At 76.6% G+C, this 24536-nt stretch carries 24 protein-coding genes; 18 read left to right on the top strand and 6 right to left on the bottom strand.

What is annotated here, in order from left to right:
- Nucleotides 1-38: 38 nt before the first annotated feature.
- A complete protein-coding gene (locus tag D5H78_RS07455) occupies nt 39-635 on the bottom strand; it encodes a class I SAM-dependent methyltransferase (RefSeq protein WP_218566337.1) in 597 nt (198 codons plus the stop codon).
- Nucleotides 636-682: 47 nt separating this feature from the next.
- Nucleotides 683-1846, bottom strand: coding sequence for a thiolase family protein (locus D5H78_RS07450; protein ID WP_119949766.1), 1164 nt, complete (start codon nt 1844-1846; stop codon nt 683-685).
- A 130-nt stretch (nt 1847-1976) separates the two neighbouring features.
- Here D5H78_RS07450 and hrcA point away from each other — a divergent pair, with 130 nt between their 5' ends.
- The 5 genes from hrcA to D5H78_RS07425 are packed head-to-tail and all read left to right on the top strand — an operon-like array spanning nt 1977 to nt 7530.
- Nucleotides 1977-2996 (top strand): heat-inducible transcriptional repressor HrcA, encoded by a 1020-nt coding sequence (gene hrcA / locus D5H78_RS07445; RefSeq protein WP_119949765.1) that lies wholly within the window; start codon nt 1977-1979, stop codon nt 2994-2996.
- On the top strand, nt 2996-4123 hold the full coding sequence (gene dnaJ / locus D5H78_RS07440) for a molecular chaperone DnaJ (protein WP_119949764.1): 1128 nt from the start codon (nt 2996-2998) through the stop codon (nt 4121-4123). The genes hrcA and dnaJ overlap by 1 nt, the downstream gene beginning before the upstream one ends.
- A 16-nt stretch (nt 4124-4139) precedes the next feature.
- Nucleotides 4140-4874, top strand: coding sequence for a 16S rRNA (uracil(1498)-N(3))-methyltransferase (locus tag D5H78_RS07435; RefSeq protein WP_119949763.1), 735 nt, complete (start codon nt 4140-4142; stop codon nt 4872-4874).
- Nucleotides 4875-4934: 60 nt separating this feature from the next.
- Nucleotides 4935-5831, top strand: coding sequence for a hydroxymethylglutaryl-CoA lyase (locus D5H78_RS07430; protein WP_218566336.1), 897 nt, complete (start codon nt 4935-4937; stop codon nt 5829-5831).
- Nucleotides 5832-5862: 31 nt separating this feature from the next.
- Nucleotides 5863-7530 carry an alpha-amylase family protein gene (locus tag D5H78_RS07425; RefSeq protein ID WP_119949761.1) on the top strand — a complete coding sequence of 556 codons (1668 nt, stop codon included), beginning with the start codon at nt 5863-5865 and terminating at the stop codon, nt 7528-7530.
- 19 nt (nt 7531-7549) lie between these two features.
- Here the strand turns inward: D5H78_RS07425 and ilvA are convergent, their stop codons facing one another.
- Nucleotides 7550-8842: a threonine ammonia-lyase IlvA gene (gene ilvA / locus D5H78_RS07420; RefSeq protein WP_342782436.1), complete on the bottom strand. Its 1293-nt coding sequence runs from the start codon at nt 8840-8842 to the stop codon at nt 7550-7552.
- A gap of 133 nt (nt 8843-8975) precedes the next feature.
- On the opposite strand from ilvA, the gene D5H78_RS07415 reads away from it, so the two are divergent.
- From D5H78_RS07415 to D5H78_RS07375, 9 genes are all read left to right on the top strand, one after another.
- Nucleotides 8976-9353: a histidine triad nucleotide-binding protein gene (locus tag D5H78_RS07415; RefSeq protein ID WP_119949759.1), complete on the top strand. Its 378-nt coding sequence runs from the start codon at nt 8976-8978 to the stop codon at nt 9351-9353.
- On the top strand, nt 9350-10639 hold the full coding sequence (locus tag D5H78_RS07410; RefSeq protein ID WP_165865643.1) for a serine hydrolase domain-containing protein: 1290 nt from the start codon (nt 9350-9352) through the stop codon (nt 10637-10639). The genes D5H78_RS07415 and D5H78_RS07410 overlap by 4 nt, the downstream gene beginning before the upstream one ends.
- Nucleotides 10640-10756: 117 nt before the next feature.
- On the top strand, nt 10757-11797 hold the full coding sequence (locus D5H78_RS07405; protein ID WP_119949758.1) for a PhoH family protein: 1041 nt from the start codon (nt 10757-10759) through the stop codon (nt 11795-11797).
- Nucleotides 11794-12255, top strand: a complete 462-nt coding sequence (gene ybeY / locus D5H78_RS07400; protein ID WP_119949757.1) for an rRNA maturation RNase YbeY — start codon at nt 11794-11796, stop codon at nt 12253-12255. Before D5H78_RS07405 ends, ybeY begins: the two co-directional genes overlap by 4 nt.
- Nucleotides 12252-13565, top strand: a complete 1314-nt coding sequence (locus tag D5H78_RS07395) for a hemolysin family protein (RefSeq protein WP_119949756.1) — start codon at nt 12252-12254, stop codon at nt 13563-13565. Before ybeY ends, D5H78_RS07395 begins: the two co-directional genes overlap by 4 nt.
- Nucleotides 13558-13947 (top strand): cytidine deaminase, encoded by a 390-nt coding sequence (locus D5H78_RS07390; RefSeq protein WP_119949755.1) that lies wholly within the window; start codon nt 13558-13560, stop codon nt 13945-13947. The genes D5H78_RS07395 and D5H78_RS07390 overlap by 8 nt, the downstream gene beginning before the upstream one ends.
- Entirely contained in the window at nt 13944-14870 is a 927-nt protein-coding gene (gene era / locus D5H78_RS07385; RefSeq protein WP_119949754.1) for a GTPase Era, read from the top strand. The genes D5H78_RS07390 and era overlap by 4 nt, the downstream gene beginning before the upstream one ends.
- A gap of 166 nt (nt 14871-15036) precedes the next feature.
- Nucleotides 15037-16749: a 2-isopropylmalate synthase gene (leuA, locus tag D5H78_RS07380; protein ID WP_119949753.1), complete on the top strand. Its 1713-nt coding sequence runs from the start codon at nt 15037-15039 to the stop codon at nt 16747-16749.
- The gene (locus tag D5H78_RS07375) at nt 16746-18575 is read left to right on the top strand and encodes a glycoside hydrolase family 3 N-terminal domain-containing protein (RefSeq protein WP_119949752.1); all 1830 of its coding nucleotides are present in this window, start codon (nt 16746-16748) and stop codon (nt 18573-18575) included. The genes leuA and D5H78_RS07375 overlap by 4 nt, the downstream gene beginning before the upstream one ends.
- 61 nt (nt 18576-18636) lie before the next feature.
- Here D5H78_RS07375 and D5H78_RS07370 read toward each other — a convergent pair whose 3' ends face one another.
- Together D5H78_RS07370 and D5H78_RS07365 are read right to left on the bottom strand one after the other, a co-directional pair.
- A complete protein-coding gene (locus D5H78_RS07370; protein WP_133412018.1) occupies nt 18637-18903 on the bottom strand; it encodes a protealysin inhibitor emfourin in 267 nt (88 codons plus the stop codon).
- A gap of 53 nt (nt 18904-18956) precedes the next feature.
- On the bottom strand, nt 18957-20018 hold the full coding sequence (locus D5H78_RS07365) for a M4 family metallopeptidase (protein ID WP_119949750.1): 1062 nt from the start codon (nt 20016-20018) through the stop codon (nt 18957-18959).
- Nucleotides 20019-20111: 93 nt separating this feature from the next.
- Between D5H78_RS07365 and recO the strand changes: the two genes are divergently transcribed.
- Genes recO through D5H78_RS07345 form a run of 4 tightly spaced genes read left to right on the top strand, consistent with a single transcriptional unit; the run spans nt 20112 to nt 23604 of the window.
- Nucleotides 20112-20855: a DNA repair protein RecO gene (gene recO, locus D5H78_RS07360; RefSeq protein ID WP_119949749.1), complete on the top strand. Its 744-nt coding sequence runs from the start codon at nt 20112-20114 to the stop codon at nt 20853-20855.
- Between the two features lie 34 nt (nt 20856-20889).
- Nucleotides 20890-21723: an isoprenyl transferase gene (locus D5H78_RS07355; RefSeq protein WP_119949748.1), complete on the top strand. Its 834-nt coding sequence runs from the start codon at nt 20890-20892 to the stop codon at nt 21721-21723.
- Between the two features lie 58 nt (nt 21724-21781).
- The gene (locus D5H78_RS07350) at nt 21782-22792 is read left to right on the top strand and encodes a permease (RefSeq protein WP_119949747.1); all 1011 of its coding nucleotides are present in this window, start codon (nt 21782-21784) and stop codon (nt 22790-22792) included.
- Nucleotides 22789-23604: a TIGR03943 family putative permease subunit gene (locus tag D5H78_RS07345; RefSeq protein WP_119949746.1), complete on the top strand. Its 816-nt coding sequence runs from the start codon at nt 22789-22791 to the stop codon at nt 23602-23604. Before D5H78_RS07350 ends, D5H78_RS07345 begins: the two co-directional genes overlap by 4 nt.
- Nucleotides 23605-23632: 28 nt before the next feature.
- Here the strand turns inward: D5H78_RS07345 and D5H78_RS07340 are convergent, their stop codons facing one another.
- Entirely contained in the window at nt 23633-24457 is an 825-nt protein-coding gene (locus D5H78_RS07340) for a ThuA domain-containing protein (protein ID WP_119949745.1), read from the bottom strand.
- Nucleotides 24458-24536 lie beyond the last annotated feature (79 nt).

Raw genomic sequence — 24536 nt, 5'->3', positions numbered from 1 at the left:
CCCGTGCCCCCGGCGGGTCGGTCCGGGCGCGGGCCGCGTCACCCCAGCCGGTACACCGCCGCCCGGCGCACCCCGGCGTTCTCCAGGACCGGGTCGCCGACGATGTCGTATCGCGCCACCTCGACGAGCCCCGGCGGCAGGAACGCGCGCCCGGGGTCGCCGACCAGCACGTCGCACCCGGCGTCGTGGCAGCGCCGCAGCCACGCGTACATCCGCGAGGCCATGCCCCGCTCGTAGCTCACGTCCCCGGCCAGCACCACGTCGGCCGTCGCGGGCGGCCCGTCGAGCAGGTCGGCGAGGACCGGCTCCACCGAGACGCCGTTGAGGAGGCAGTTCTCCCGCAGCGCCGCGACCGCCCACGGGTCGACGTCGACGCCCGTGACGTGCCGCGCCCCGGCCAGCGCCGCGGCGACCGCGCAGAGCCCGGACCCGGTGGCGAGGTCGAGCACCGTGCGGCCCCGCACCACCTCCGGGGCGTCCAGCACGTGCCGGGCGACGGCCTGCCCGCCCGCCCAGGCGGCGGCCCAGTACGGCGGCTCGGTGCCGGTGGCCCCCGTCTCGCGCTCCATGCGCTGCCACAGCAGCGTCATGTCGTCGGCGAGGTGCAGGCGCACCTCGGGGACGTAGCGCGGCACCTGGACGCTCGTGGCCGCGAGGACGAGGTCGCGCGCGGCCCCCGCGCTCAGAGCCGCTCCACGAGCATCGCGTTGGCCGTGCCGCCGCCCTCGCAGACCGCCTGCAGCCCCCAGCGCCCGCCGGACGCCTCGAGCCCGTGCACCAGCGTCGCGAGCAGGCGCACGCCGGTCGCCCCGAGCGGGTGGCCCAGGGCGATCGCGCCGCCGCAGGGGTTGAGCCGCTGCGGGTCGGCGCCGAGGTCGCGCGCCCAGGCGAGGGGGACCGGTGCGAACGCCTCGTTGACCTCGTAGCGGTCGACCTCGTCGAGGGTGCGCCCCGCGCGGGCGAGGAGCCTGCGCGTCGCCGGCAGCACGCCGGTCAGCATGAGCACCGGGTCGTCCGCGGCGACGGCGCACGCGGCGACGCGCGCCCGGGGGCGCAGGCCGAGCCGCTCGGCCGTACGGGCGCCGACGAGCAGCGCCGCCGCGGCGCCGTCCGTGAGGGGCGAGGAGCTGCCGGCCGTCACGTGCCAGCCCGCCTCCGGGTGCGCCGCGGCCAGCTCGTCCGTGCGGAACGCCGGCGGCAGGGCGGCCAGCGCCCCGACGGTGGTGCCCGGGCGCACGGTCTCGTCGGCGACGAGCCCGCCGGCGGGCACCAGCTCGGCGTCGAAGCCCCCCGCGGCGGCCGTGGCGGCCGCGAGGCGGTGGGAGCGGGCGGCGTACGCGTCGAGCTCCTCGCGCCCGAGCCCCCAGCGCGCCGCGACGAGCTCGGCGGCGACGCCCTGGTGGACCAGCCCCGGGTAGCGGGCGCGCAGGAGGGGGCCGTACGGGTCGGCGCCGGCGACCGAGGAGCCCAGCGGCACCCGCGACATCGACTCGACGCCGCAGGCGACGGCGACGTCGTACGCGCCCGCGGCGATGCCCTGGGCCGCGAAGTGCACCGCCTGCTGGCCCGAGCCGCACTGCCGGTCGACGGTGACGGCCGGCACGGACGCGGGCAGGCCGGCGGCGAGCACGGCCGAGCGCACCACGTTGGACGCCTGCTCGCCGACCTGGGAGACGCAGCCGCCGACCACGTCGTCGACGAGGGCGGGGTCGAGGCCGGTGCGCTCGAGGAGCGCGCGCAGGGTGCCGGCGAGCAGGTCGACGGGGTGGACCCCGGACAGCGCGCCGCCGGGCCGCCCGCGCCCCGAGGGGGTGCGGACCGCGTCCACGACGACGGCCTCCTCCACCCGGCGAGCCTAGCCGCGGGGAGGGGCAGGAGGGGGGTCGCCGCCGTACACTTGGCACTCCGACGCGCGGAGTGCCAGGCGCGCCGGGAGGGGGCCCGCGCGGGCGGGCCGGCGACGAGGGAGGGGTGCAGTGGTCGAGGACCGTCGGCTGGCCGTCCTGCGCGCCATCGTCGAGGACTACGTGTCGACCGAGGAGCCCGTCGGCTCGAAGTCGCTCGTGGAGCGGCACAACCTCGGGGTCTCCCCGGCGACCATCCGCAACGACATGGCCGCGCTGGAGGAGGAGGGCTACATCGCCCAGCCCCACACCAGCGCCGGCCGGGTGCCGACCGACAAGGGCTACCGGCTCTTCGTCGACCGGCTCTCCACCGTCAAGCCGCTCACGGCGGCCGAGCGCCGCGCCATCCAGAGCTTCCTGGACTGCGCCGTCGACCTCGACGACGTCGTCCTGCGCACGGTGCGCCTGCTCGCGCAGCTGACGCGCCAGGTCGCCGTCGTGCAGTACCCCTCGCTGACCCGCTCGACGGTGCGCCACGTCGAGGTGGTCCCGCTGGGCGGGACCCGCGTCATGCTCGTGCTCATCACCGACACCGGCCGGGTCGAGCAGCGGGTCGTCGAGTGCCGGCAGGTCCCCGGGGAGCAGCTGCTCGCCGACCTGCGGTCCCGGCTCAACGCGGCCGTCGACGGCCGGCGCCTCACCGACGTCCCCGACCTCGTCGCCGACCTCGCCGACCGCTTCGAGCCCGCCGAGCGGCCCGTCGTCGACACCCTCCTCGCGGTGCTGCTCGAGGCCCTGCTCGAGCAGAGCGAGGAGCGGGTGGTGCTCGCGGGCACCGCCAACCTGGCCCGCTTCGGGCAGGACTTCCCCCTCACCATCCGGCCCGTCCTCGAGGCGCTGGAGGAGCACGTCGTGCTCCTGCGCCTGCTCGGCGAGGCCAGCGACCCCTCGACCCTCACCGTGCGCATCGGCTCGGAGATCCAGCACGAGGGGCTCTCGAGCACCTCGCTGGTGTCCACCGGCTACGGTTCGGGCGCCGAGGCGGTCGCGAAGCTCGGAGTGCTCGGACCGACGCGCATGGACTACCCGTCGACGATGGGTGCGGTGCGCGCGGTGGCCCGTTACGTCGGACAGATCCTCGCGGAGAGCTAGTGCCCACGCAGAACACGGACCACTACGCCACCCTGGGCGTGGCGCGCGACGCGTCGCCGGACCAGATCAAGAAGGCGTACCGCCGCCTCGCCCGCGAGCTGCACCCGGACGTCAACCCCGACCCGGAGACGCAGGAGCGGTTCAAGCAGGTCACGGCCGCCTACGAGGTGCTCGCCGACCCGCAGAAGCGCGAGATGTACGACCTCGGCGGCGACCCCTCCGCCGGCGGCTTCCCCGGCGGCGCCGGCTTCGGGTTCAACGACATCATGGACGCGTTCTTCGGCGGCGCGGCCGGCGGCGGGCGCGGCCCGCGCCCCCGCTCGCGCCGCGGCCAGGACGCGCTCATCCGCCTCGAGGTCGACCTCGCCGAGGCCGCGTTCGGCGCGACCCGCGACCTCAAGGTCGACACCGCGGTCACCTGCCCCACCTGCCACGGCGGAGGTGCCGCGCCCGGGACGTCGCCGCGCACCTGCGACATCTGCAAGGGCCGCGGCGAGGTGCAGCAGGTCGCGCGCTCGTTCCTGGGGCAGGTCATGACCTCCAGGCCGTGCCCGAACTGCCAGGGGTACGGCACGGTCGTCCCCAACCCCTGCGGGGAGTGCGGCGGCGACGGGCGCGTGCGCACCCGGCGCGACCTCACCGTCAAGATCCCGGCCGGCGTCGACACCGGCACCCGCATCCAGCTCGCCGGCGAGGGCGAGGTCGGCCCCGGCGGCGGCCCGCCCGGCGACCTCTACATCGAGGTGTCCGAGCGCCCGCACCCGGTCTTCACCCGCCGCGGCGACGACCTGCACTGCACCGTCAAGCTCCCCATGACGGCGGCGGCGCTCGGCACGACGCTGACGCTCGACACCCTCGACGGCACCGAGGACGTCGAGGTGCGCTCGGGCACCCAGTCCGGGCAGGTCGTCACCCTCCACGAGCGCGGCGTGCAGCACCTGCGCGCGCCCGGGCGCGGCGACCTGCACGTGCACGTCGACGTGCAGACCCCGACCCGCCTCGACGACGAGCAGGAGCAGCTGCTGCGCCGGCTCGCCCAGCTGCGCGGCGAGGAGACCCCCTCCGGGCAGTTCGGCCGCGAGGGCGAGCACGGGTTCTTCTCGCGCCTGCGCGACGCGTTCCGCTGAGCGCCGGCCCTCGCGCGTGACCCCGCCCGTCTTCCTCGTCGAGCCCGGGACGCTGCCCCCGAGGGGGCGGCTCGTGCTCGACGGCGCCGAGGGCCGGCACGCCGCCGCGGTGCGGCGCCTGCAGCCCGGCGAGGCGCTCGTGCTCGCCGACGGCGCGGGCGAGGTGGCGGACTGCGTCGTCGCGGTCGCGCACCGCGACTCCCTGGAGCTCGAGGTCGTCGCGCGGCGGGCGCTGCCGGCGCCGAGCCCCCGGCTCGTCGTCGTGCAGGCGCTGGCCAAGGGCGACCGGGGCGAGACCGCCGTCGAGACGATGACCGAGGTCGGCGTCGACGCCGTCGTGCCGTGGGCCGCCGCCCGCTCCGTCGTGCAGTGGCGCGGCGACCGCGGTGCCCGGGCGCTCGGCAAGTGGCGGGCGACCGCCCGCGAGGCCGCCAAGCAGTCCCGCCGCGCACGCGTCCCCGAGGTCCTCCCGCTCGCGACCACCGCCGAGGTGGCGGCGCTGGCGGGGGCCGGGACGGCGTACGTGCTCCACGAGGAGGCCGAGGAGCCCCTCGCCACGGCGCCGCTCCCCGACGGCGGCGACCTCGTGCTCGTCGTCGGCCCCGAGGGCGGGGTCGCGCCCGACGAGCTCGACGCCCTCGCGGCCGCCGGGGCCCGCCCGGTGCGGCTCGGCGCCGAGGTGCTGCGCACCTCCACCGCCGGTACCGCCGCCCTCGCGGTCCTGCAGGTGCGCACCGGCCGCTGGGGCTGAGCACCCGCCCGGCGCGGCTGCGGCAGGATGGCGGGGCAGCAGCGAGGTCGAGGAGGACCGGTGCCCAGCGACGTCACGATCGTCGAGGTCAGCCCGCGCGACGGGCTCCAGAACGAGGCCGTGCACCTGAGCACCGCCGACAAGGTCGAGCTCGTCACCCGGCTCGTCGAGGCCGGCGCCCGGCGGGTGGAGGCGGTGTCGTTCGCGCACCCGCGGGTGGTGCCGGCGATGGCGGACGCCGAGGCGGTCATGGCCGCCGCGCCGCGGCGGGACGGGGTCTCGTACATCGGGCTGGTGCTCAACCGGCGCGGCCTGGACCGGGCCCTCGACGCGGGGGTCGACGAGGTCAACGCGGTGGTCGCGGTGAGCGACGCGTTCAGCCGCCGCAACCAGGGCACGGGCACCGAGGAGGCCGTACGGGTCGCCGCCGAGGTCGTCGCGGCGGCGCGGTCGGCGGGGCTGCGCACGACCGTCACCCTGGCGACCGCCTTCGGCTGCCCCTTCGAGGGCGAGGTGCACCCGGACCGGGTGGCCGACGTCGCCGCCCGCGCCGCGGAGGGCGCCGACGAGCTGTGCCTCGGCGACACCATCGGGGTCGGGGTGCCGACGCAGGTGCGCGACCTGGCCGACGCCGTGCGCGGGCGGGTCGGCGACGCGCTGCCGCTGCGCTGGCACTTCCACAACACCCGCAACACCGGCTACGCCAACGCGGTGGCGGCCCTGGGCACCGGCTCGACGGTGCTCGACGCGAGCGCCGGCGGCATCGGCGGCTGCCCCTTCGCGCCGGCGGCCACGGGGAACGTCGCGACCGAGGACCTCGCGTACCTGCTGGAGCGGATGGGCCACCGCACCGGCCTCGACCTGCCGGCCCTGCTCCCCACCGCGGCCTTCCTCGCCGACCGGCTGGGGCACCCCGTACCGGCGCTGCTGCCGCGCGCGGGCACGTTCCCGGGGTGATCAGCGGGGGCCGGGGGTAGGCCCCCGCCCTGTGAGGATCACCGACACCAGCGACCTGTGGTGGAAGACCGCCGTCGTCTACTGCCTCGACGTCGAGACGTACCTCGACACCGACGGGGACGGCACCGGCGACCTCGTCGGGGTCAGCGAGCGCGTCGACCACCTGGCCGAGCTGGGCGTGACCTGCCTGTGGCTCATGCCGTTCTACCCGACCCCGGACCGCGACGACGGCTACGACATCACGGACTTCTACGGCGTCGACCCGCGCCTGGGCACGCACGGCGACCTCGTCGAGCTCGTCCGCACCGCCCGCGACCGCGGCATCCGGGTCATCGTCGACCTCGTCGTCAACCACACCTCCGACCAGCACCCCTGGTTCCGCAGCGCGGTCGCGAGCAAGGACTCGCCGTACCGGGACTTCTACGTGTGGCGCTCGGACCCGCCGCCGGACACCAGCGACCAGGTGGTCTTCCCCGACCAGGAGGACTCGCTGTGGGAGTACAGCGAGCCGACGGGGGAGTGGTACCTGCACCGGTTCTACAAGCACCAGCCCGACCTCGACGTCGAGAACCCGCGGGTCCGCGACGAGGTCGCGAAGGTCATGTGCTTCTGGCTGCAGCTCGGGATCAGCGGGTTCCGGGTCGACGCGGTGCCGTTCTTCCTCGAGGTGCAGGCCGGGAGCGAGGACTTCCCCGACCCGCACCGGTACCTGCGCGCGCTGCGCCAGCTCCTCGGCCGGCGCACCGGCGACGGCGTGCTCCTCGGCGAGGTGAACCTGCCGTACGAGGAGCAGGTGCGCTTCTTCGGCGGGGAGGACGGCGACGAGCTGACGATGCTCTTCGACTTCGTCGGGATGCAGCAGCTCTACCTGTCCCTGGCCCGGCAGGACGCGCGCCCGCTGTCCGCGGCGCTCGCCGCCCGCCCCGCCGTGTCGCCGGACTCGCAGTGGGCCACCTTCGTGCGCAACCACGACGAGCTCACCCTCGACAAGCTCACCGAGGACGAGCGCGCCGAGGTCTTCGCCGCCTTCGGGCCCGAGGAGGAGATGCAGGTGTACGGCCGCGGCCTGCGCCGCCGGCTCCCGCCGATGCTCGACGGGGACCCGCGGCGGGTCCGCATGGTCTACAGCCTGCTGTTCTCGCTGCCCGGCACGCCGGTGCTGTTCTACGGCGAGGAGATCGGGATGGGCGAGGACCTCGACGCGCCCGGCCGGCTGGCGGTACGCACCCCGATGCAGTGGACGGGCGGGCGCAACGGCGGCTTCTCCACGGCCGACCCGTCGGCGCTGCCCGGCCCGGTCGTCACCGGCGGCTTCGCCCCGGAGCACGTCAACGTGCAGGACCAGCGCCGCGACCCGGGCTCGCTGCTCGCGTTCGTCACCCTGCTCGCGCAGCGCTACCGGGAGTGCCCCGAGCTGGGGTGGGCGTCGTACGAGCCCCTGGAGCAGCCGCACGCGAGCGTCCTGGCCCACCGGGCCACCTGGGCCGAGGCGTCGCTCGTCGCGCTGCACAACCTCGCGCCGGAGCCGCGGACGGTCCCGCTGCAGCTGGCCGGCTGCGGCGAGGACGCGGTGCTCGTCGACCTGCTGCAGCCCGGCGAGACCCCGGTGGGCGCGGGCGGGGCGGTCGAGCTGCGGCTGGAGGGCTACGGCTACCGCTGGCTGCGCGTGGTCCGCCCGGGGGACCGCCGGCTGGTGTGACCGTGGGCGGGCGGCCCGCTCAGAGCACGAAGCGGAAGAGCGGGTCGTCCGGCTCGATGCGCCGCGCGGTGAGCGGGGAGGACCCCATGCGCCGCAGCAGCGGGTCGAGGTCGGCCGCCGTCGCGAGCTCGACGCCGACCAGCGCCGGGCCGAACTCGCGGTTGTTGCGCTTGGTGTACTCGAACAGGGTGATGTCGTCGTCGGGGCCGAGCACCTCGTCGAGGAAGCGGCGCAGCGCGCCGGGCTCCTGGGGGAACTCGACGAGGAAGTAGTGCTTGAGCCCCTCGTGCACGAGCGAGCGCTCGACGATCTCCGCGTAGCGGCTCACGTCGTTGTTGCCGCCGGAGAGCACGACGACGGTGGTCGTGCCGGGCTCGGGCCGCACGGCGTCGCCGAGGGCCGCGGCGGCGAGGGCGCCGGCCGGCTCGGCGATGATCCCGTCGGACTGGTAGAGCCGGAGCATCTCGCTGCACACCCGGCCCTCGTCGACGCTCACGACGGCGTCGACGTGGTCGCGCACGAGGGGGTAGGTCACGCTGCCCGCGGTGCGCACCGCGGCGCCGTCGACGAACCCGTCGAGGGCGGCCAGCGGCACCGGGGCGCCCGCCTCCAGCGCCGCCGCCATCGACGCGGCGCCGGCCGGCTCGACGCCCACCACGCGGGTCGACGGGTGCCGCTCGGCGAGCCAGGTGGCCACGCCGGCCGCGAGGCCGCCGCCGCCGACGGGGACGACGACGAGGTCGGGGGCCCGGCCCAGCTGGTCGACCAGCTCGACCGCGACCGTGCCCTGGCCCGCGACGGTCCGCGGGTCGTCGAAGGCCGGCACCATGAGCGCGCCGCTCGTCGCGGCGTCGAGCAGCGCGCGCTCCTGCGCCTCGTCGTACGTCTCGCCGACCACCACGGTCTCGACGAGCGGGCCGCCGACGGCGGCGATCCGCTCGCGCTTCTGGCGGGGGGTCGTGCCGGGGACGTAGATGCGCCCGCGCAGGCCGAGGGCCCGGCAGGCGAAGGCGACGCCCTGGGCGTGGTTGCCGGCGCTCGCCGCGACCACGCCCGCCTGCGCCGCGCGCGAGCGCTCCTGCACCACGAGGTTGTACGCACCGCGCAGCTTGTAGGAGCGGACGGCCTGCAGGTCCTCGCGCTTGAGGTGCACCTCGCCGCCCACGAGGTCGCCGAGCCGCTCGCTCGGCTCCAGGGGGGTGCGGCGCACGACGCCGGCGAGGCGCGCCGCGGCCTCGTCGACCGCCCCCGCGTCGACCGCCCGCGCGTCGACCCGCTGCCCGGCGCGCGCCCCGGCGCGTGCCCCGGCCAGGGTCCCGCCGCTGCCGCCCACCGGCCCTCCTCGCGCTGCCTCCCGCACGGGTCCCATGCTCGCACCGCATCCGCCCCTCGGGACGCTCCGTCCGTCAGGTGGACGGGCGGGGACCGGGGGTACGGTGCCCGCCATGGCCGACGCCCGCGCGCCCGAGGACACCACCGCCACGCCGCCGGACTGCCTCTTCTGCCGGCTCGTCGCCGGGGAGGTGCCCGCCGACGTCGTCGTCGAGGGCGGGCGCACCCTGGCCTTCCGCGACATCGACCCGCAGGCGCCGACCCACGTGCTCGTGGTCCCGCGCGAGCACCACGCCGACGTGGGCGCGCTCGCGGCGGTCGACGCCGACCTGCTCGCGGAGGTCGTGCGGACCGCGGGCGAGGCGGCGGCGGTCGACGGGCTCACCGACCACCGGCTGGTCTTCAACACCGGGCCCGGCGCCGGGCAGTCGGTGTTCCACGTCCACGCGCACGTCCTCGGCGGGCGGCGCCTGGCCTGGCCGCCCGGGTGAGCGGGCACCCGCTCGGCGCCCGGGTCGCCGCGCTGCAGCGCAGCGCCCGCCTGCCCCAGCTCACCGCCGCCCTGGCCCGCGACGGCGAGGTCGTCGCCGAGGCCGCCGCCGGCGTGCCCGAGCCGGCGCCGGACGTGCAGTTCCGCATCGGCTCCATCACCAAGACCTTCACGGCGGTGCTGGTGCTCCAGCTGCGCGACGAGGGCCGGCTGGCGCTGGAGGACCCCCTCGGCCGGCACCTGCCGGGCCTGCCGGCTGCGGTCGCCGACGCCCGCGCCGGCGACCTGCTCGCCCACGTGTCCGGGCTGGCCCGCGAGCCGGGGGGCGACTTCTGGGAGGCCGTGCCCGGCCCCGACGCGCAGGGCCTGCTCGGCCTGCTGCCCGACCCGGCCCGGGTCCTGCCGGCGGGCTCGCGCTGGCACTACTCCAACCTCGCGTACGCCCTCCTCGGCCGCCTCGTCGAGGAGCTGCGCGGCGCCGACCTGCCGACGGTGCTCCGGGAGCGGCTGCTCGGGCCGCTGGGCCTGGAGCGCACCTCGTGGCTCCCGGAGCCGCCGCACGCCCAGGGCTGGCGCCTGCACCCCTTCGCCGACCTCGTGGAGCCGGAGCCGCACGCCGACACCGCCGCCATGGGCGCGGCCGGCCAGCTCTGGAGCACCCCGCGCGACCTGTGCCGCTGGGGCGCCTTCCTGCTCGACCCCGACCCGGCGCTGCTGGCCCCGGCCACCGCCGCGCAGATGCGCCGCCCGGTCGTGGTCGTCGACGACGCCTGGACCCAGGCGCACGGCCTGGGGCTCCAGCTCGTGCGGCGCGGCGAGCGGGTGCTCGCCGGGCACGGCGGGTCGATGCCCGGCTTCCTCGCCGGGCTGGTCGTGCTGCCCGGCGAGGGCCTCGTGGCCGCGGCGTGCGCGAACGCCTGGCAGGTCGCCGACCCGGTCGGGCTGTGCGTCGACGCCGTCCTCGACGAGGCGGGGCGCGCGCCGCGCCGGCCCCGGGCCTGGGCGCCGTCGCCGGTCCCCGACGCCGTGCGCGAGCTGCTGGGGGAGTGGTACTACCGGGGCGCGCCGGTGCGGCTCGTGTGCCGCGAGGGGCTGCTCGTGCTCGACAGCGGGCGGCGCCGGGAGCGCTTCGAGCCCGCGGGCCCCGACCTGTTCCGCGGCCTGGACGCCTGGCAGGGCGGCGAGCCGCTGCGGGTCCGGCGCGGGGACGACGGCCGCCCGGCGGTGCTCGACCTGGCGACCTGGCTGCTCGTGCGGGACCCGGAGGACCCGCGGGGGCTCCCCTGAGCGCGCCCGGGCGGGGGTGACCCGCGCGCTGCGGGGAAGGTCGCGGGGGACGGCGCCGTTAGCATGGAGCGTCACGACACCCGACCCCGGAGGGCGATCAGGCCGCGAGGCCGAGCCATGGCACAGACCCCACAGGCCCAGACCACCATCGTCGTCCCCGCGAGCCAGTCGATGGTCGCGCTCCTCGGACCGGGTGACGAGCTGCTCCGGGTGGTCGAGAGCGCCTTCCCGCTGACCGAGGTCCACGTCCGCGGCAACGAGATCAAGCTGTCCGGCGACCCGGGCGAGGTGGCCCTGGTCGAGCGGCTCGTCGGCGAGCTCGTCGCCGTCCTGCGCACCGGCCAGGGGCTCACCCCCGACGCCGTCCAGCGCAGCATCGGCATGCTCCGCTCGGAGACCCGCGAGCGCCCGGCCGAGGTGCTCACGCTGAGCATCCTGTCGAGCCGCGGGCGCACGATCCGGCCCAAGACGCTCAACCAGAAGCACTACGTCGAGGCCATCGACCGGCACACCGTGGTCTTCGGCCTCGGCCCGGCCGGCACCGGCAAGACGTACCTCGCGGTCGCCAAGGCCGTGCAGGCGCTGCAGGCCAAGCAGGTGAGCCGCATCATCCTGACCCGCCCGGCCGTCGAGGCCGGCGAGCGGCTCGGCTTCCTGCCGGGCAGCCTGTCGGAGAAGATCGACCCCTACCTGCGCCCGCTCTACGACGCGCTGCACGACATGCTCGACCCGGCGACGATCCCGCGGCTCATGACCGAGGGGACGATCGAGGTCGCCCCGCTGGCGTACATGCGCGGGCGCACGCTCAACGACGCCTTCATCATCCTCGACGAGGCCCAGAACACCTCGCCGGAGCAGATGAAGATGTTCCTGACGCGCCTCGGCTTCGGCTCGAGGATGGTCGTCACCGGCGACACCACGCAGGTCGACCTGCCGAGCGGCACCAAGAGCGGGCTCGCCGTGGTCCAGCAGATCCTCGAGGGCATCGACGACGTGTCGTTCAACCGCCTGAGCAGCGCGGACGTCGTCCGGCACCGGCTCGTCAGCGACATCGTGGAGGCGTACGCCCGGCACGACGCCGACGAGGCGCAGCGCCCCGGGCGCGGCGACCGCGCCGCGGGGGAGGGCCGCCGCGACCGGCGGGACCGCGCCCGGTGAGCGTCGACGTCAACAACGAGTCGGGGACGCCGGTCGACGAGGACGTCCTCGTCGACCTCGCCCGGCACGTGCTCGAGCGCCTGCGCATCCACCCGCTGGCCGAGCTCTCGGTCCTCGTCGTCGACGAGGGCACGATGGAGCGCCTGCACGTGCAGTACATGGACGAGCCGGGCCCGACCGACGTCCTGTCCTTCCCCATGGACGAGCTGCGCCCCGGCAGCGAGGACAAGGAGCCCGTGCCCGGCCTGCTCGGCGACGTCGTGCTCTGCCCGGCGGTCGCCGCGGCGCAGGCGCGCACGGCGGGGCACTCGACGCAGGACGAGCTCAACCTCCTGCTGACGCACGGGATCCTGCACCTGCTCGGCTACGACCACGCCGAGCCCGACGAGGAGCGCGAGATGTTCGGCCTCCAGCGCGAGCTGCTGACCTCGTACGCGGGGGGCGGGACGCGCCGGTGAGCACCACCGACACCTGGCTCGCCGTCCTGGCCGGCGTGCTCGTCGTCCTCGCGGCGGGCTTCGCCTCCGTCGAGTCCGCGCTGTCGCGGGTCTCCCGCGTCCGGGTCGACGAGCTGCTGCGCGAGGGGCGCAGGCGGGCGGACGTCCTCAAGGACGTCATCTCCGACCCCGCGCGCTACCTCAACGTCCTCACCCTGCTGCGGGTCGCCTGCGAGCTCGTCGCGACCGTGCTCGTGGCCGCCGTGTGCCTCGCCGTGCTGCCCGAGCGCTGGCAGGCGGTCCTCGTGGCCGCCGCCGTCATGGTGGTCGTGTCCTACATCGCCGTCGGCGTCTCGCCGCGCACCGTCGGGCTCCAGCACGCCGACGGGCTGGCGCTGGCCACCGCCGGGCTCGTGCGGGGCACCGCCCGCGTGCTCGGCCCGGTGCCGCAGCTGCTCATCCTGCTCGGCAACGCGCTCACCCCCGGTCGCGGCTTCCGCGACGGCCCCTTCGCCTCCGAGGCCGAGCTGCGCGACCTCGTCGACCAGGCGCAGGAGAGCCGGCTCATCGAGGACGAGGAGCGGGCCATGATCCACTCCGTCTTCGAGCTCGGCGACACGATCGTGCGCGAGGTCATGGTCCCGCGCACCGACATCGTCTACCTCGAGCGGCACAAGACCCTGCGCCAGGCGCTGAGCCTCGCGCTGCGCAGCGGGTTCTCGCGCATCCCCGTGGTCGGCGACGGCGGCCTGGACGACGTCGTCGGCATGGTCTACGTCAAGGACCTCGTGCGGCGCACCCACGAGTACCGCGAGGGCGAGACGACCGAGCGCGTCGACAGCGTCATGCGCGAGGCGAGCTTCGTGCCGGAGAGCAAGCCGGTCGACGCGCTGCTGCGCGAGATGCAGCAGGACCAGACGCACATCGCGGTCGTCGTCGACGAGTACGGCGGCACCGCCGGCATCGTCACCATCGAGGACGTCCTCGAGGAGATCGTGGGCGACATCGCCGACGAGTACGACCGCGAGGCCCCCCAGGTCGAGCAGCTCGCCGACGGCGGCGTGCGGGTCTCGACCCGCCTGCACGTGGACGAGCTCGGCGAGCTCTTCGGGGTCGACCTCGAGGACGACGACGTCGACACGGTCGGCGGCCTGCTCGCCAAGCACCTCGGCATGGTGCCGATCCCGGGCTCGCGCACGGTCGTCGAGGGCCTGGAGCTCACCGCCGAGGCCGCGACGGGCCGGCGCAACCGCGTGGGCACGCTCGTCGTGCGCCGCGCCGAGGAGGCGCTCGGCGAGCGCGCGGACAGCGGGGAGCGCGTGGATGCCTGAGCAGCAGCCGGCGAGCGGGGCCGAGGGCCTGGCGGCCGAGGACCAGAAGCTCGTCACCCTCGCGCGCGCGGCCCGCGCGCGGCTCGGGGTGCCGGACGGCGCGGCCGTGCGCGACGGCACCGGCCGCACGTACGTCGCCGGCACCGTCGCGCTGGCCGCGCTGCGGCTGTCCGCGCTCGAGGCCGCCGTCGCGGCCGCGGTGTCCAGCGGCGCCGACGCCCTCGAGGGGGCCGCGGTGGTCGGCGCCGCGGGCGCGGAGCAGGCGCCCGCGGGGGTCGCCGCCGTGTCCGAGCTCGCGGTCGACGGCGCGGCCGTCGTGCTCGCGGGACCGGACGGCGCCGTCCTGCGGGTCCTCCCCGCCGGCCCGGCGGGCCGGGCGTGAGCGCGGGCGGCGGGTTCCGCAGCGGCTTCGCCTGCTTCGTCGGGCGGCCCAACGCCGGCAAGTCGACGCTGACCAACGCGCTCGTCGGGGAGAAGGTCGCGATCACCTCCTCGCGGCCGCAGACGACCCGGCACAGCGTGCGGGGCATCCTGCACCGCGCCGACGGCCAGCTCGTGCTCGTCGACACCCCCGGGCTGCACCGCCCGCGCACCCTGCTCGGCGAGCGGCTCAACGACGTTGTGCGCACCACCTGGGCCGAGGTCGACGCCGTCGCGCTGTGCATCCCGGCCGACCAGCCGGTGGGCCCGGGCGACCGGTTCATCGCCGGCGAGCTCGCGTCCCTGGGGCGCACCCCGCGCCTGGCGGTCGTCACCAAGACCGACCTGGTGCCCCGCGACCGGCTCGCCGAGCAGCTCGTGGCCGTCGCCCGGCTCGGCGAGGAGTCCGGCACCCCGTGGGACGAGGTCGTGCCGGTCTCGGCGGCGCGCGGGGAGCAGGTGGACCTGCTCGCCGACCTGCTGCTCGCCCGCATGCCGGAGGGGCCGGCGCTCTACCCGGAGGGCGAGCTCACCGACGAGCCCGAGGCCGTCATGGTCGCCGAGCTCATCCGCGAGGCGGCCCTGGAGGGCGTGCGCGACGAGCTGCCGCACTCGCTGGCCGTGCTGGTCGAGGAGATGCTCCCGCGCGAGGACCGGCCCGAGGACCGCCCGCTGCTCGACGTGCGCGCGGACGTGTACGTCGAGCGGCCCAGCCAGAAGGCCATCGTCATCGGCAAGGGCGGCACCCGGCTGCGCGACGTCGGCACCCGGGCCCGGCGCCAGATCGAGGCGCTCCTCGGCACCCAGGTCCACCTCGACCTGCACGTGCGCGTCGCCAAGGACTGGCAGCGCGACCCCAAGCAGCTGCGCCGGCTCGGCTTCTGAGGGGGCCGTCGTCGCGGGGTGGCGCGGGGGCGTCGTACGCTGGCCCGCGATGACGGGCGTGCGACTCCTCCTCGGTCGCCGCGGCGGGACCCCCTAGGCCGGTCTCCCGCCGCGGGGGACGCACCTGCCTGCCGGCCGCCCACCCCGAGATCCACCCGAGGTCCCCATGCGCAACGAGCAGCGCCCGTCCGGCATGCCGATCCACCGCTACGCCCCGTTCACCCCGATCGACCTGCCCGACCGCACCTGGCCGGGCCGCACCGCCACGCAGGCGCCGCAGTGGTGCGCCGTCGACCTGCGCGACGGCAACCAGGCCCTCATCGACCCCATGAGCCCCGCGCGCAAGCTGCGCATGTTCGAGCTCCTCGTGCAGATGGGCTACAAGGAGATCGAGGTCGGCTTCCCGTCGGCGAGCCAGACCGACTTCGACTTCGTCCGCCAGCTCGTCGAGCAGGACCTCATCCCCGACGACGTCGTCATCCAGGTGCTGACCCAGTCCCGCGAGGCGCTCATCGAGCGGACGTTCGAGGCGATCAAGGGGGCGCAGCAGGCGGTCGTGCACCTCTACAACTCGACCTCCACCCTGCAGCGGCGCGTGGTCTTCGGCCTCGACGAGGACGGCATCGTCGACATCGCGCTGCAGGGCGCCCGGCTGTGCCAGAAGCTCGTCGACAGCGTCCCGGGCACCGACGTGTCCTTCGAGTACTCGCCGGAGTCGTTCACCGGCACCGAGCTGCCGTTCGCGGCGCGGGTGTGCAACGAGGTCATGGAGGTCTGGCAGCCCTCGCCGGACCACAAGGTCATCATCAACCTGCCGGCGACCGTCGAGATGGCCACGCCGAACGTCTACGCGGACTCCATCGAGTGGATGCACCGCAACCTCGCGCACCGCGAGAGCGTCGTGCTGTCGCTGCACCCGCACAACGACCGCGGCACGGCCGTCGCGGCCGCCGAGCTCGGCTACCTCGCGGGCGCGGACCGCATCGAGGGCTGCCTCTTCGGCAACGGTGAGCGCACCGGCAACGTCTGCCTGGTGACCCTCGGGATGAACCTGTTCTCCCAGGGCGTCGACCCGATGATCGACTTCTCCGACATCGACCACGTGCGGCGCACCGTCGAGTACTGCAACCAGCTGCCGGTGCACGAGCGGCACCCGTACGGCGGCGACCTCGTCTACACCGCCTTCTCCGGCTCGCACCAGGACGCGATCAAGAAGGGCTTCGAGCACCTCGAGCGCGACGCGGCCGCGGCGGGCGTCCCCGTCGAGCAGCACGCCTGGGCGGTGCCCTACCTGCCCATCGACCCCAAGGACGTGGGGCGCTCGTACGAGGCCGTCATCCGGGTCAACAGCCAGTCCGGCAAGGGCGGCGTCGCCTACGTCATGCGCACCGAGCACCACCTCGACCTGCCGCGCCGGCTGCAGATCGAGTTCAGCCAGGTCGTGCAGGCGCGCACCGACGCGCAGGGCGGCGAGGTCACCCCGGCGCAGATGTACGACGCCTTCGTCGACGAGTACCTGCCCAACCCCGACGCCCCGTGGGGCCGGTTCGTGCTGCGCGGCCTGCGCCAGGCGTCGGAGGTCGAGGGCCGCGACGCGCTCACCGTCGACCTCGTCGACGCCGGGGAGCACACGACGCTCGAGGGCAGCGGCAACGGCCCGATCGCCGCGTTCTGCTCCGCCCTGGAGGGCGTCGGCGTGGACGTGCGGGTCCTCGACTACGCCGAGCACGCGCTCTCGGCCGGCGGCGACGCCCGGGCCGCGGCGTACGTCGAGTGCGCCGTCGGCGGGCGGGTGCTGTGGGGCGTCGGCATCGACGCGAACATCGTCGTCGCCTCGCTCAAGGCGGTCGTCTCGGCCGTCAACCGCGGCCTGCGGTGAGCGAGCGCCCTCCCCGTCCCCGCCGCGGGCGGCGGGCCGGGCTGGTGCTGGCCGTCGTGGCCGCGGTGGCGGGCGCGGGAGCGCCGGCGCCCGCCACCGCGGCCGCGGCCGGCGACCCGGTGGGCCTGCTCCAGCGGATGACGGAGGCGCAGCGCGTCGGCCAGCTCTTCATGGTGGGGACCCCGGCGACGGGGCTGGACGCGCGCACCGCCGCCGCGGTGCGGGAGCGGCACGTGGGCAGCGCCATCCTGACCGGCCGCAGCGCCGCGGGCGTCGACGCGACCGCTCGGCTCACCCGCGGGCTGCGCGCGCTCGGCACGCGTCCGGCCACCGCCGGTGCCGCCACGCTCGTGGCCACGGACCAGGAGGGCGGCGCGGTGCAGGTCCTGTCCGGGCCCGGCTTCTCCGCCATCCCCAGCGCGCTGGCGCAGAGCCGGCTCGGGCCCGCCGAGGTGCGGCGGCGCGCGGGGTACTGGGGGCGCCAGCTGCGGCGCGCCGGGGTGCACGTGGACCTGGCCCCGGTCCTCGACACGGTGGGGAGCCCGGCGGCTGCCGCGGCGAACCCGCCGATCGGGCGCTACGCGCGCAACTACGGCTACGGCGCCGCCTCCGCCGCCCGCGGCGGAGGGGCCTTCGCGCAGGGCCTGGCGGACGCCGGCGTCGCCGCGACCGGCAAGCACTTCCCCGGCCTGGGCCGGGTCACGGCCAACACCGACACGACCGCCGGCGTCGTCGACACGGTCACGGGGCGGGCCGACCCCTCCCTGGAGCCGTTCCGCGGCGCGGTCCGCGCCGGCCTGCCGATGCTCATGCTCTCGTCCGCGACCTACGCGCGCATCGACCGGTACCGCCCGGCCGTCCTGTCCCCGGCCGTCGTGCGCGGCATGGTCCGCGGCGACCTCGGGTTCGACGGCGTCGTGGTCTCCGACGACCTGGGTCGCGCCGCCCAGGTCCAACGGTGGGACCCCGCGACCAGGGCCAGGTCGGCGCTGCTCGCCGGCGGGGACCTCGTCCTCACCGTCGACCCCGGCGTGCTCCCGGCCATGTACGACGCCGTGCTCTCCAGGGCCGCCGCCGACGCGGCGTTCAGCCGCTCGGTGTCCGCCTCGGCGCTGCGGGTGCTGCGGCTCAAGCAGCGGCTGGGGCTGCTGCCCCCCGCCGTCGGGCCCACCTACCTCCTCGACGACGAGCTCGGCCCGTCGCCGGTGCGCGAGGTGCGCTACGGGCGGGCGGTCGACGAGACCCTGGTCGGGGACTGGGACGGCGACGGGGTCGACACGCTGGGGGTGCGCACGGGCGACCGGTACCTGCTGACGGACGGGCCGACCGGGCCGGCCACGCGCGACCTGCGCATCGGGCGCCCCGGCGACCAGGCGCTCGTCGGCGACTGGGACGGCGACGGCGCCGACAGCATCGCGCTGCGCCGGGGCGACCTGGTCTTCGTGCGGGACGGTCTCGAGGGACCGTTCCGGGCGCCGTTCCGCTTCGGCCGGGCCGCCGACGAGGTCGTCGCGGGGCGCTGGGCGCCGGGCGGACGGGACTCCCTCGCCCTGCGCCGCGGGGACGTCGTGTCGGTGACCGACCGGCTGGGCGGGCCGGTGACGAGCAGCCGGAGCTTCGGTCGGGCCGGTGACGACCTGCTCGTCGGCGACTGGGACGGCGACGGGCAGGACACCCTGGGGGTCCGCAGGGGCCCGCGCACCTTCCTGCAGGCGGCCCCGGGCGGCCCTGCGACGACGACCGTGACCGCCGGGGTCAGCAGCGACCTGCCGCTCGTCGGCGACTGGGACGGTGACGGGAGCGACGGCCTGGGGCTGCGCCGCTGACCCCCTCCGGTCCCGTCCGCGGCCAGGTGCGCCGCCGCCGGGACCTGGGGCCGGGAGCCCGTCAGCGCGGGTCGGGCGCGCCCTCGTCGAGGGTGCGCTGGGCGAGCTGGCGGGTGCGCTCGTCGAGGGCGGCGTCGGGCACCACGGTGCGGGCGTCGCCGACCTCGATGGTCCAGACGTAGGCGTCGCGCAGCGCCGGGTCGGCAGGCTCCGCCGGCCCGGCGGCGGCGAGCTCGGCCAGCGGCTGCCAGGCGCCGCCGTCGCTACCAGGGTCCACGTCGAGCACCCCGCGCCGGACCAGCCCCGCGAACCCGCCGCTGCGGCTCACCGCGATCCGCACCGCACACCTCCCGACCGCGGCGCGCCGCGCGGGCCCACCGCTCACCGCACCTCGAGGCCCACCCCCGCCCAGCCGGCGCGGACGGCCTCCTGCTCGGGCGAGCCGGCGCCGTACCGCGCCCCGGCCGCGGCCGCGGTCGCCGCCGCGAAGGCCGCGAAGTCCGCGTCGCGGGCGAGGGACCCGCCCGTGAGGGTGTCGTACCACACCTGGCCCGCCCGCTCCCAGGCGGAGCCGCCGAGCGCGGTCGCGGTGAGGTGGAACGCCCGGTTCGGGATGCCGGAGTTGATGTGGACGCCGCCGTCGTCCTCGTCGGTCTCGACGTAGTCGTCCATGTGCCCCGGCTGCGGGTCGCGCCCGAGGCGCGGGTCGTCGTACGCCGTGCCGGGGGCCGCCATGTCGCGCAGGGCCCGGCCCTGCACGCCGGGCAGGAAGAGCCCCTCGCCGATGAGCCAGCTCGCCGACGCCGCGTCCTGCCCGCGCAGGCGCTGCTCGACCAGCGCGCCCACCACGTCGGACACCGACTCGTTGAGCGCCCCGGGCTGGCCGCGGTAGACGAGGTCGGCGGTCTCCTGGACCAGGCCGTGGGCGAGCTCGTGGCCGATGACGCTCGGCACGTCGGTGAACCCCCGGAAGACGATGCCGTCGCCGTCGCCGAACACCATGCGCTCGCCGTCCCAGAACGCGTTGTCGTAGCGCTGCCCGTAGTGCACCGTCGCGTCGAGCCCGCTGCCGGCGCCGTCGAGCGAGTCGCGGCCGTAGACGTCCATGAGCAGCGTCCAGGTGGCGCCCAGCCCGTCGTACGCCTCGTCGACGTCGTCGTCGCCGCGGGACGGCGCGCCCTCCTCGCGCACGACCACCCCGGGCAGCGCCGTGCGGCCCTGGGCGTCGAAGACGCGCCGGCTCGGCCCGGGCTCGCCCGGGCGCGTCGGCCGCCGGGTCAGCCGGACGGCCCGGACCGCCCGGTCCACGGTCAGGGTGCGCTGCGCCGGCTCGGCGAGCGCGGCGTCGCCGGCCCGCGCGAGGCGGTCCAGGAGGAACGGCGGGACGACGCCCGGGCACCGGCGGGCGGTGCGGGGCGTGGCGGGGGCGTCGCTGCTGCGCATGGGCGGGACCCTGCCAGGAGCCTCCGACAGTCCGCGACGGCGCGGCGCGGACTCCCGGCGGCCCGGCGCCGCGAGCGGGGTCATCATGGTGGCGTGGCCCTGTACCGCGACGAGGGCGTCGTCCTGCGCACCCAGAAGCTCGGCGAGGCCGACCGCATCGTCTCCCTGCTCACCCGCGAGCACGGGCGGGTGCGCGCGGTCGCCAAGGGCGTGCGCCGCACCCGCTCGCGCTTCGGCGCCCGGCTCGAGCCGTTCATGCACGTCGACCTGCAGCTGTACGAGGGCCGCTCGCTCGACACCGTCACCCAGGCCGAGACGCTGACGCCCTTCGGGGGCCCCCTCACGGCCGACTACGCGCGCTGGACCGCCGGCACCGCCATGCTCGAGACCGCCGAGCGGCTCACCGGCGAGGAGCGCGAGCCCGCGGTGCAGCACTTCCTCCTGCTCGTCGGCGGGCTGCGCGCCCTCTCCACCGGCGCCCACGCCCCCGGGCTCGTGCTCGACGCCTTCCTCGTGCGCTCGCTCGCCGTCGCCGGGTACGCCCCCTCGTTCTCGGCCTGCGCCGGGTGCGGCCTCGAGCCCGACCCCGGCCGCCCGCACGGCTGGTTCGCCGTGGCGAACGGCGGCGCCGCGTGCGCCGACTGCCGCCCGCCCGGCAGCGCGTCGCCGGCCGGGCCCACCATGGAGCTGCTCTCGGCCCTGCTCTCCGGCGACTGGGCCACCGCCGACGCCAGCGACGACCGGCACCGCCGGGAGGCGAGCGGGCTCGTCGCGGCGTACCTGCAGTGGCACCTCGAGCGCGGGCTGCGCTCGCTCCCGCACGTCGAGCGGGTGTGATCCCGCCCGCGGGCCCGCTGGTAGCGTCCGCCGGGTGGTCGACCGGCTGAGGAGGGGCGCGCGGCGCCGCGACGTGGTCCCCCCGCCGCCGCACCCGAGCGGCGCCCGGCCGCCGCAGCTGCCCCCGGCGCTCGTGCCCGCGCACGTGGCCGTCGTCATGGACGGCAACGGCCGCTGGGCCCAGCAGCGCGGCCTGGCGCGCACCAAGGGCCACGAGGCCGGTGAGGGCGCGCTCTTCGACGTCGTCTGCGGGGCGATCGAGGCGGGGGTGCGGCACCTGTCGGCGTACGCCTTCTCGACCGAGAACTGGCGCCGCTCGCCCGAGGAGGTCCGCTTCCTCATGGGCTTCAACCGCGACGTCATCCGCCGCCGGCGCGACGAGATGCACGCGATGGGCGTGCGGGTGCGCTGGGCCGGGCGGCGCGGGCGGCTGTGGAAGAGCGTCATCGCCGAGCTCGAGGAGGCCGAGGAGCTCACCCGCGGCAACGACGTGCTGACGCTGCAGTTCTGCGTCAACTACGGCGGGCGGGCCGAGATCGCCGACGCCGCGGCGGCCGTCGCCCGCGAGGTGGCCGCCGGGCGGCTCGACCCGGCGAAGGTCGACGAGAAGGTGCTCGCGCGGCACCTCGACGAGCCGGACGTGCCCGACGTGGACCTGTTCCTGCGCTCCTCCGGCGAGCAGCGCATCTCGAACTTCCTGCTCTGGCAGTCGGCCTACGCCGAGCTCGTCTTCCTCGACACCCTGTGGCCCGACGTCGACCGGCGGACCCTCTGGCACGCCCTCGAGGTGTACGCCGCGCGCGACCGCCGCTACGGCGGCGCCCCGCCGTCGTCGCCGGTGGGGTCGCCGCCCCCGCCGCCCGGCTGAGCCCGTCGTCCACAGCCCGTGCGCGCCGCGGTTCCCCCGGCGCCGCCGGCCTGGCACGATGCGGCGGGTGACGGCCAGCACCGAGCAGCGCGCCCCCGCCCCGCCGGACCGGCGCCGGCTGCCGCGCCCGGGCAGCCTCGAGGTGCTCACCGCGGTCCTCGTGCTGCTCGTGCTGCTGCGGGGGCAGGTCGCGGGGCTCGTCGACCACCCGGCCGTGCAGACCTGGTCGACGGTGTTCGTCTCCGTCACCGTGCAGGCGCTGCCGTTCCTCGTGAGCGGGGTGCTGCTCTCGGCCGTGCTCACGGCGTACGTCCCCCCGCAGGCGCTCGCCCGGGCCCTCCCGCGCCGCCCGGCGCTGGCGGTCCCCGTCGCCGGCGGCGCGGGGATGCTGCTGCCCGGCTGCGAGTGCGCGTCGGTGCCGGTGGCGGGCAGCCTCGTGCGCCGCGGCGTCGCCCCCGCCGCGGCGCTGACCTTCCTGCTCGCCGCGCCGGCGGTGAACCCGATCGTGCTGGTGTCGACGGCGGTGGCCTTCCCCGGTCAGCCCGAGGTCGTCCTGGCGCGCTTCCTCGCCTCCTTCGCCACGGCGGTCGCCCTGGGCTGGGCCTGGCTGCGCCTCGGGCGCACCGACCTGCTGCGCCTGCGCAGCCCGCACCTGCCCGAGGGTTCCCCCCGCGGCGCGGTCTTCCGCGCGGCGATGCAGCACGACGTCCTGCACGCCGGCGGGTTCCTCGTCGTCGGCGGCGCGGTCGCCGCGACCTTCGGCGTGGCGCTCCCCACCTCGGTGGTCGACGCGCTGGCCGAGCAGCCGGTGCTCGCCGTGCTCGCGCTCGCCCTGCTCGCGGTGGCCGTGGCGATCTGCTCGGAGGCCGACGCCTTCGTGGCGGCGTCGTTCAGCTCGGTCTCGCCGACGGCGCAGCTCGCCTTCATGGTGGTGGGCCCCGCCGTGGACGTGAAGCTGATCGCCATGCAGTCCGGCACCTTCGGCGGCGCGTTCGCGGCGCGCTTCGCCCCGGCGACCTTCGGGGTCGCGGTCCTGTCCAGCGCGCTCGTCGGGTGGTGGCTGCTGTGAGGCGCGACGTCCAGGCCGTCCTGCTCGTGCTCCTCGGCGGGGTCGTGCTGCGCCTGAGCCTCGACGGCACGTACCTGCGGTACGTCAAGGAGCAGATGCAGTGGCCGCTGGCCGCCTCGGGCGCGGTGCTGCTGGCGCTCGGCCTCGTGGGCGCGTGGCGCGACGGGCTGCTCGCGGTGCGGGGCGGGCGGGGCGGCGACGGGGGGCACGGCGGGCACGAGGGGCACGAGGGGCACGAGGGGCATGAGGCCGACCAGGCGCAGGGCCGCGGCCCGCACCCCGCGGAGGGCGCGCTCGTCGACGACGGGCACGGGCACGGCGACGGCGGCCCGCGCGTCGCCTGGGCGCTGCTCGCGCCGGTGCTGGCCCTGCTGCTCGTGGCGCCGCCGGCCTTGGGCGCCTGGGCGGCGGAGCGGGGGACCGCGCGGGTGGCCGCGCCGCCCGAGCCCGGCTTCGACCCGCTGCCCGAGGGCCGCACGGTGGAGCTGGCGCTGGGCGACTACGCGACCCGGGCGGTCTGGGACGAGGGGCGCTCGCTGCGCGGGCGGGAGGTCGCCCTCACCGGGTTCGCGACGCCGGCGCAGGACGGCGGGTGGTTCGTCACCCGCATCGCGCTGTCCTGCTGCGCGGCCGACGGGCGCCCGGTCAAGGTGCTGGTGCGCGACGCGCCCGCCCCCGAGCGGGGCGCGTGGGTGCGCGTGACGGGGGAGTGGGTCCCCGGCGGCGGGACGATGTCCGACACCGCGGTGCCGCACGTCGCGGCGCGGGCGGTGGAGCCCGTGCCGGAGCCGGCGGACCCGTACGAGGGGTAGGGCCCGCCGGCCCGGCGACGCCGGCAGGTCAGCCGCGCGGCTCGCTGACCTTGCAGTGCTTGGTCGAGGCGAGGCCGGACGCCATCTTCAGCGCGCCGGACAGGTGCCGCAGGAACATCGGCTCGCTGTACGCCTCCACCTGGTGGCCCATGCCGGTGTAGACCGAGCGGCCGCCGTCGTAGCGCTGGCACCAGGTGATCGGGTGGTCGTCGCCCATGCCCTCGGACCCGGTGTAGCCGCGCGGGTCGTACGTGTCCTCGTCGACGGTGGCGAGGACGCGCACGTACGGGCGCGGGTTGGTGCGGAAGTTGTACCACTCCTCGGTGCGCTCCCAGAAGCGCGGCAGCGCCGAGGTGGCCTTGGTGCGCGGCCCCTCGACGACGACCGTCGCCTCCTGGAACTGCTCGTTGACCGCGCCCGGGTGGTCGAGGAAGTAGGCGCCGACGAGGCCGCCGTACCAGGGCCAGTCGTACTCGGTGTCGGAGGCGGCGTGCACGCCGAGGTAGCCGCCGCCGCGCTGGATGTAGCGCTCGAAGGCGCGCTCCTGCGGCTCGTCGAGCACGTCGCCGGTGGTCGACATGAAGACCACGGCGTCGTACTTGCGCAGGTTCCGGTCGGTGAAGGCGCCGGCGTCCTCGGTCGTGTCGACCGCGATGCCGGCGGGCCGGCCGAGGCGCTCGATCGCGCGGACGCCGGCGGGGATCGAGTCGTGCCGGAAGGCCGCGGTCTTCGAGAAGACGAGCACGCGCGCCTTCTCCTGCTGGGGCTTCGCCTCGCCGGTGGCGGGTGCGGCGACGCCGACGCCCACGCAGGCCGCCGCAGCGGCGAGCGCGAGCAGGGGACGGATCCTCATCGATCGATCTCCGTACGTGAGGGGCCGGGCCCCCGTGGACCCGGACGAGGGCCTGAACTTCGCAGAAGCACCCGTCCCA

The organism is Vallicoccus soli, from assembly GCF_003594885.1.
GTDB classification, from domain to species: domain Bacteria; phylum Actinomycetota; class Actinomycetes; order Motilibacterales; family Motilibacteraceae; genus Vallicoccus; species Vallicoccus soli.
The sequence above is the reverse complement of the archived record's forward strand: the minus strand, read 5'-3'. Positions and strand labels throughout refer to the sequence as shown.

Coding starts and splice junctions, on each gene's coding strand:
- D5H78_RS07415 (WP_119949759.1), top strand. CDS start 8,976: ATGGCCGACGCCCGCGCGCCCGAGGACACCACCGCCACGCCGCCGGAC.
- D5H78_RS07405 (WP_119949758.1), top strand. CDS start 10,757: ATGGCACAGACCCCACAGGCCCAGACCACCATCGTCGTCCCCGCGAGC.
- D5H78_RS07390 (WP_119949755.1), top strand. CDS start 13,558: ATGCCTGAGCAGCAGCCGGCGAGCGGGGCCGAGGGCCTGGCGGCCGAG.
- leuA (WP_119949753.1), top strand. CDS start 15,037: ATGCGCAACGAGCAGCGCCCGTCCGGCATGCCGATCCACCGCTACGCC.
- D5H78_RS07365 (WP_119949750.1), bottom strand. CDS start 20,018: ATGCGCAGCAGCGACGCCCCCGCCACGCCCCGCACCGCCCGCCGGTGC.
- D5H78_RS07350 (WP_119949747.1), top strand. CDS start 21,782: ATGCGGCGGGTGACGGCCAGCACCGAGCAGCGCGCCCCCGCCCCGCCG.
- D5H78_RS07340 (WP_119949745.1), bottom strand. CDS start 24,457: ATGAGGATCCGTCCCCTGCTCGCGCTCGCCGCTGCGGCGGCCTGCGTG.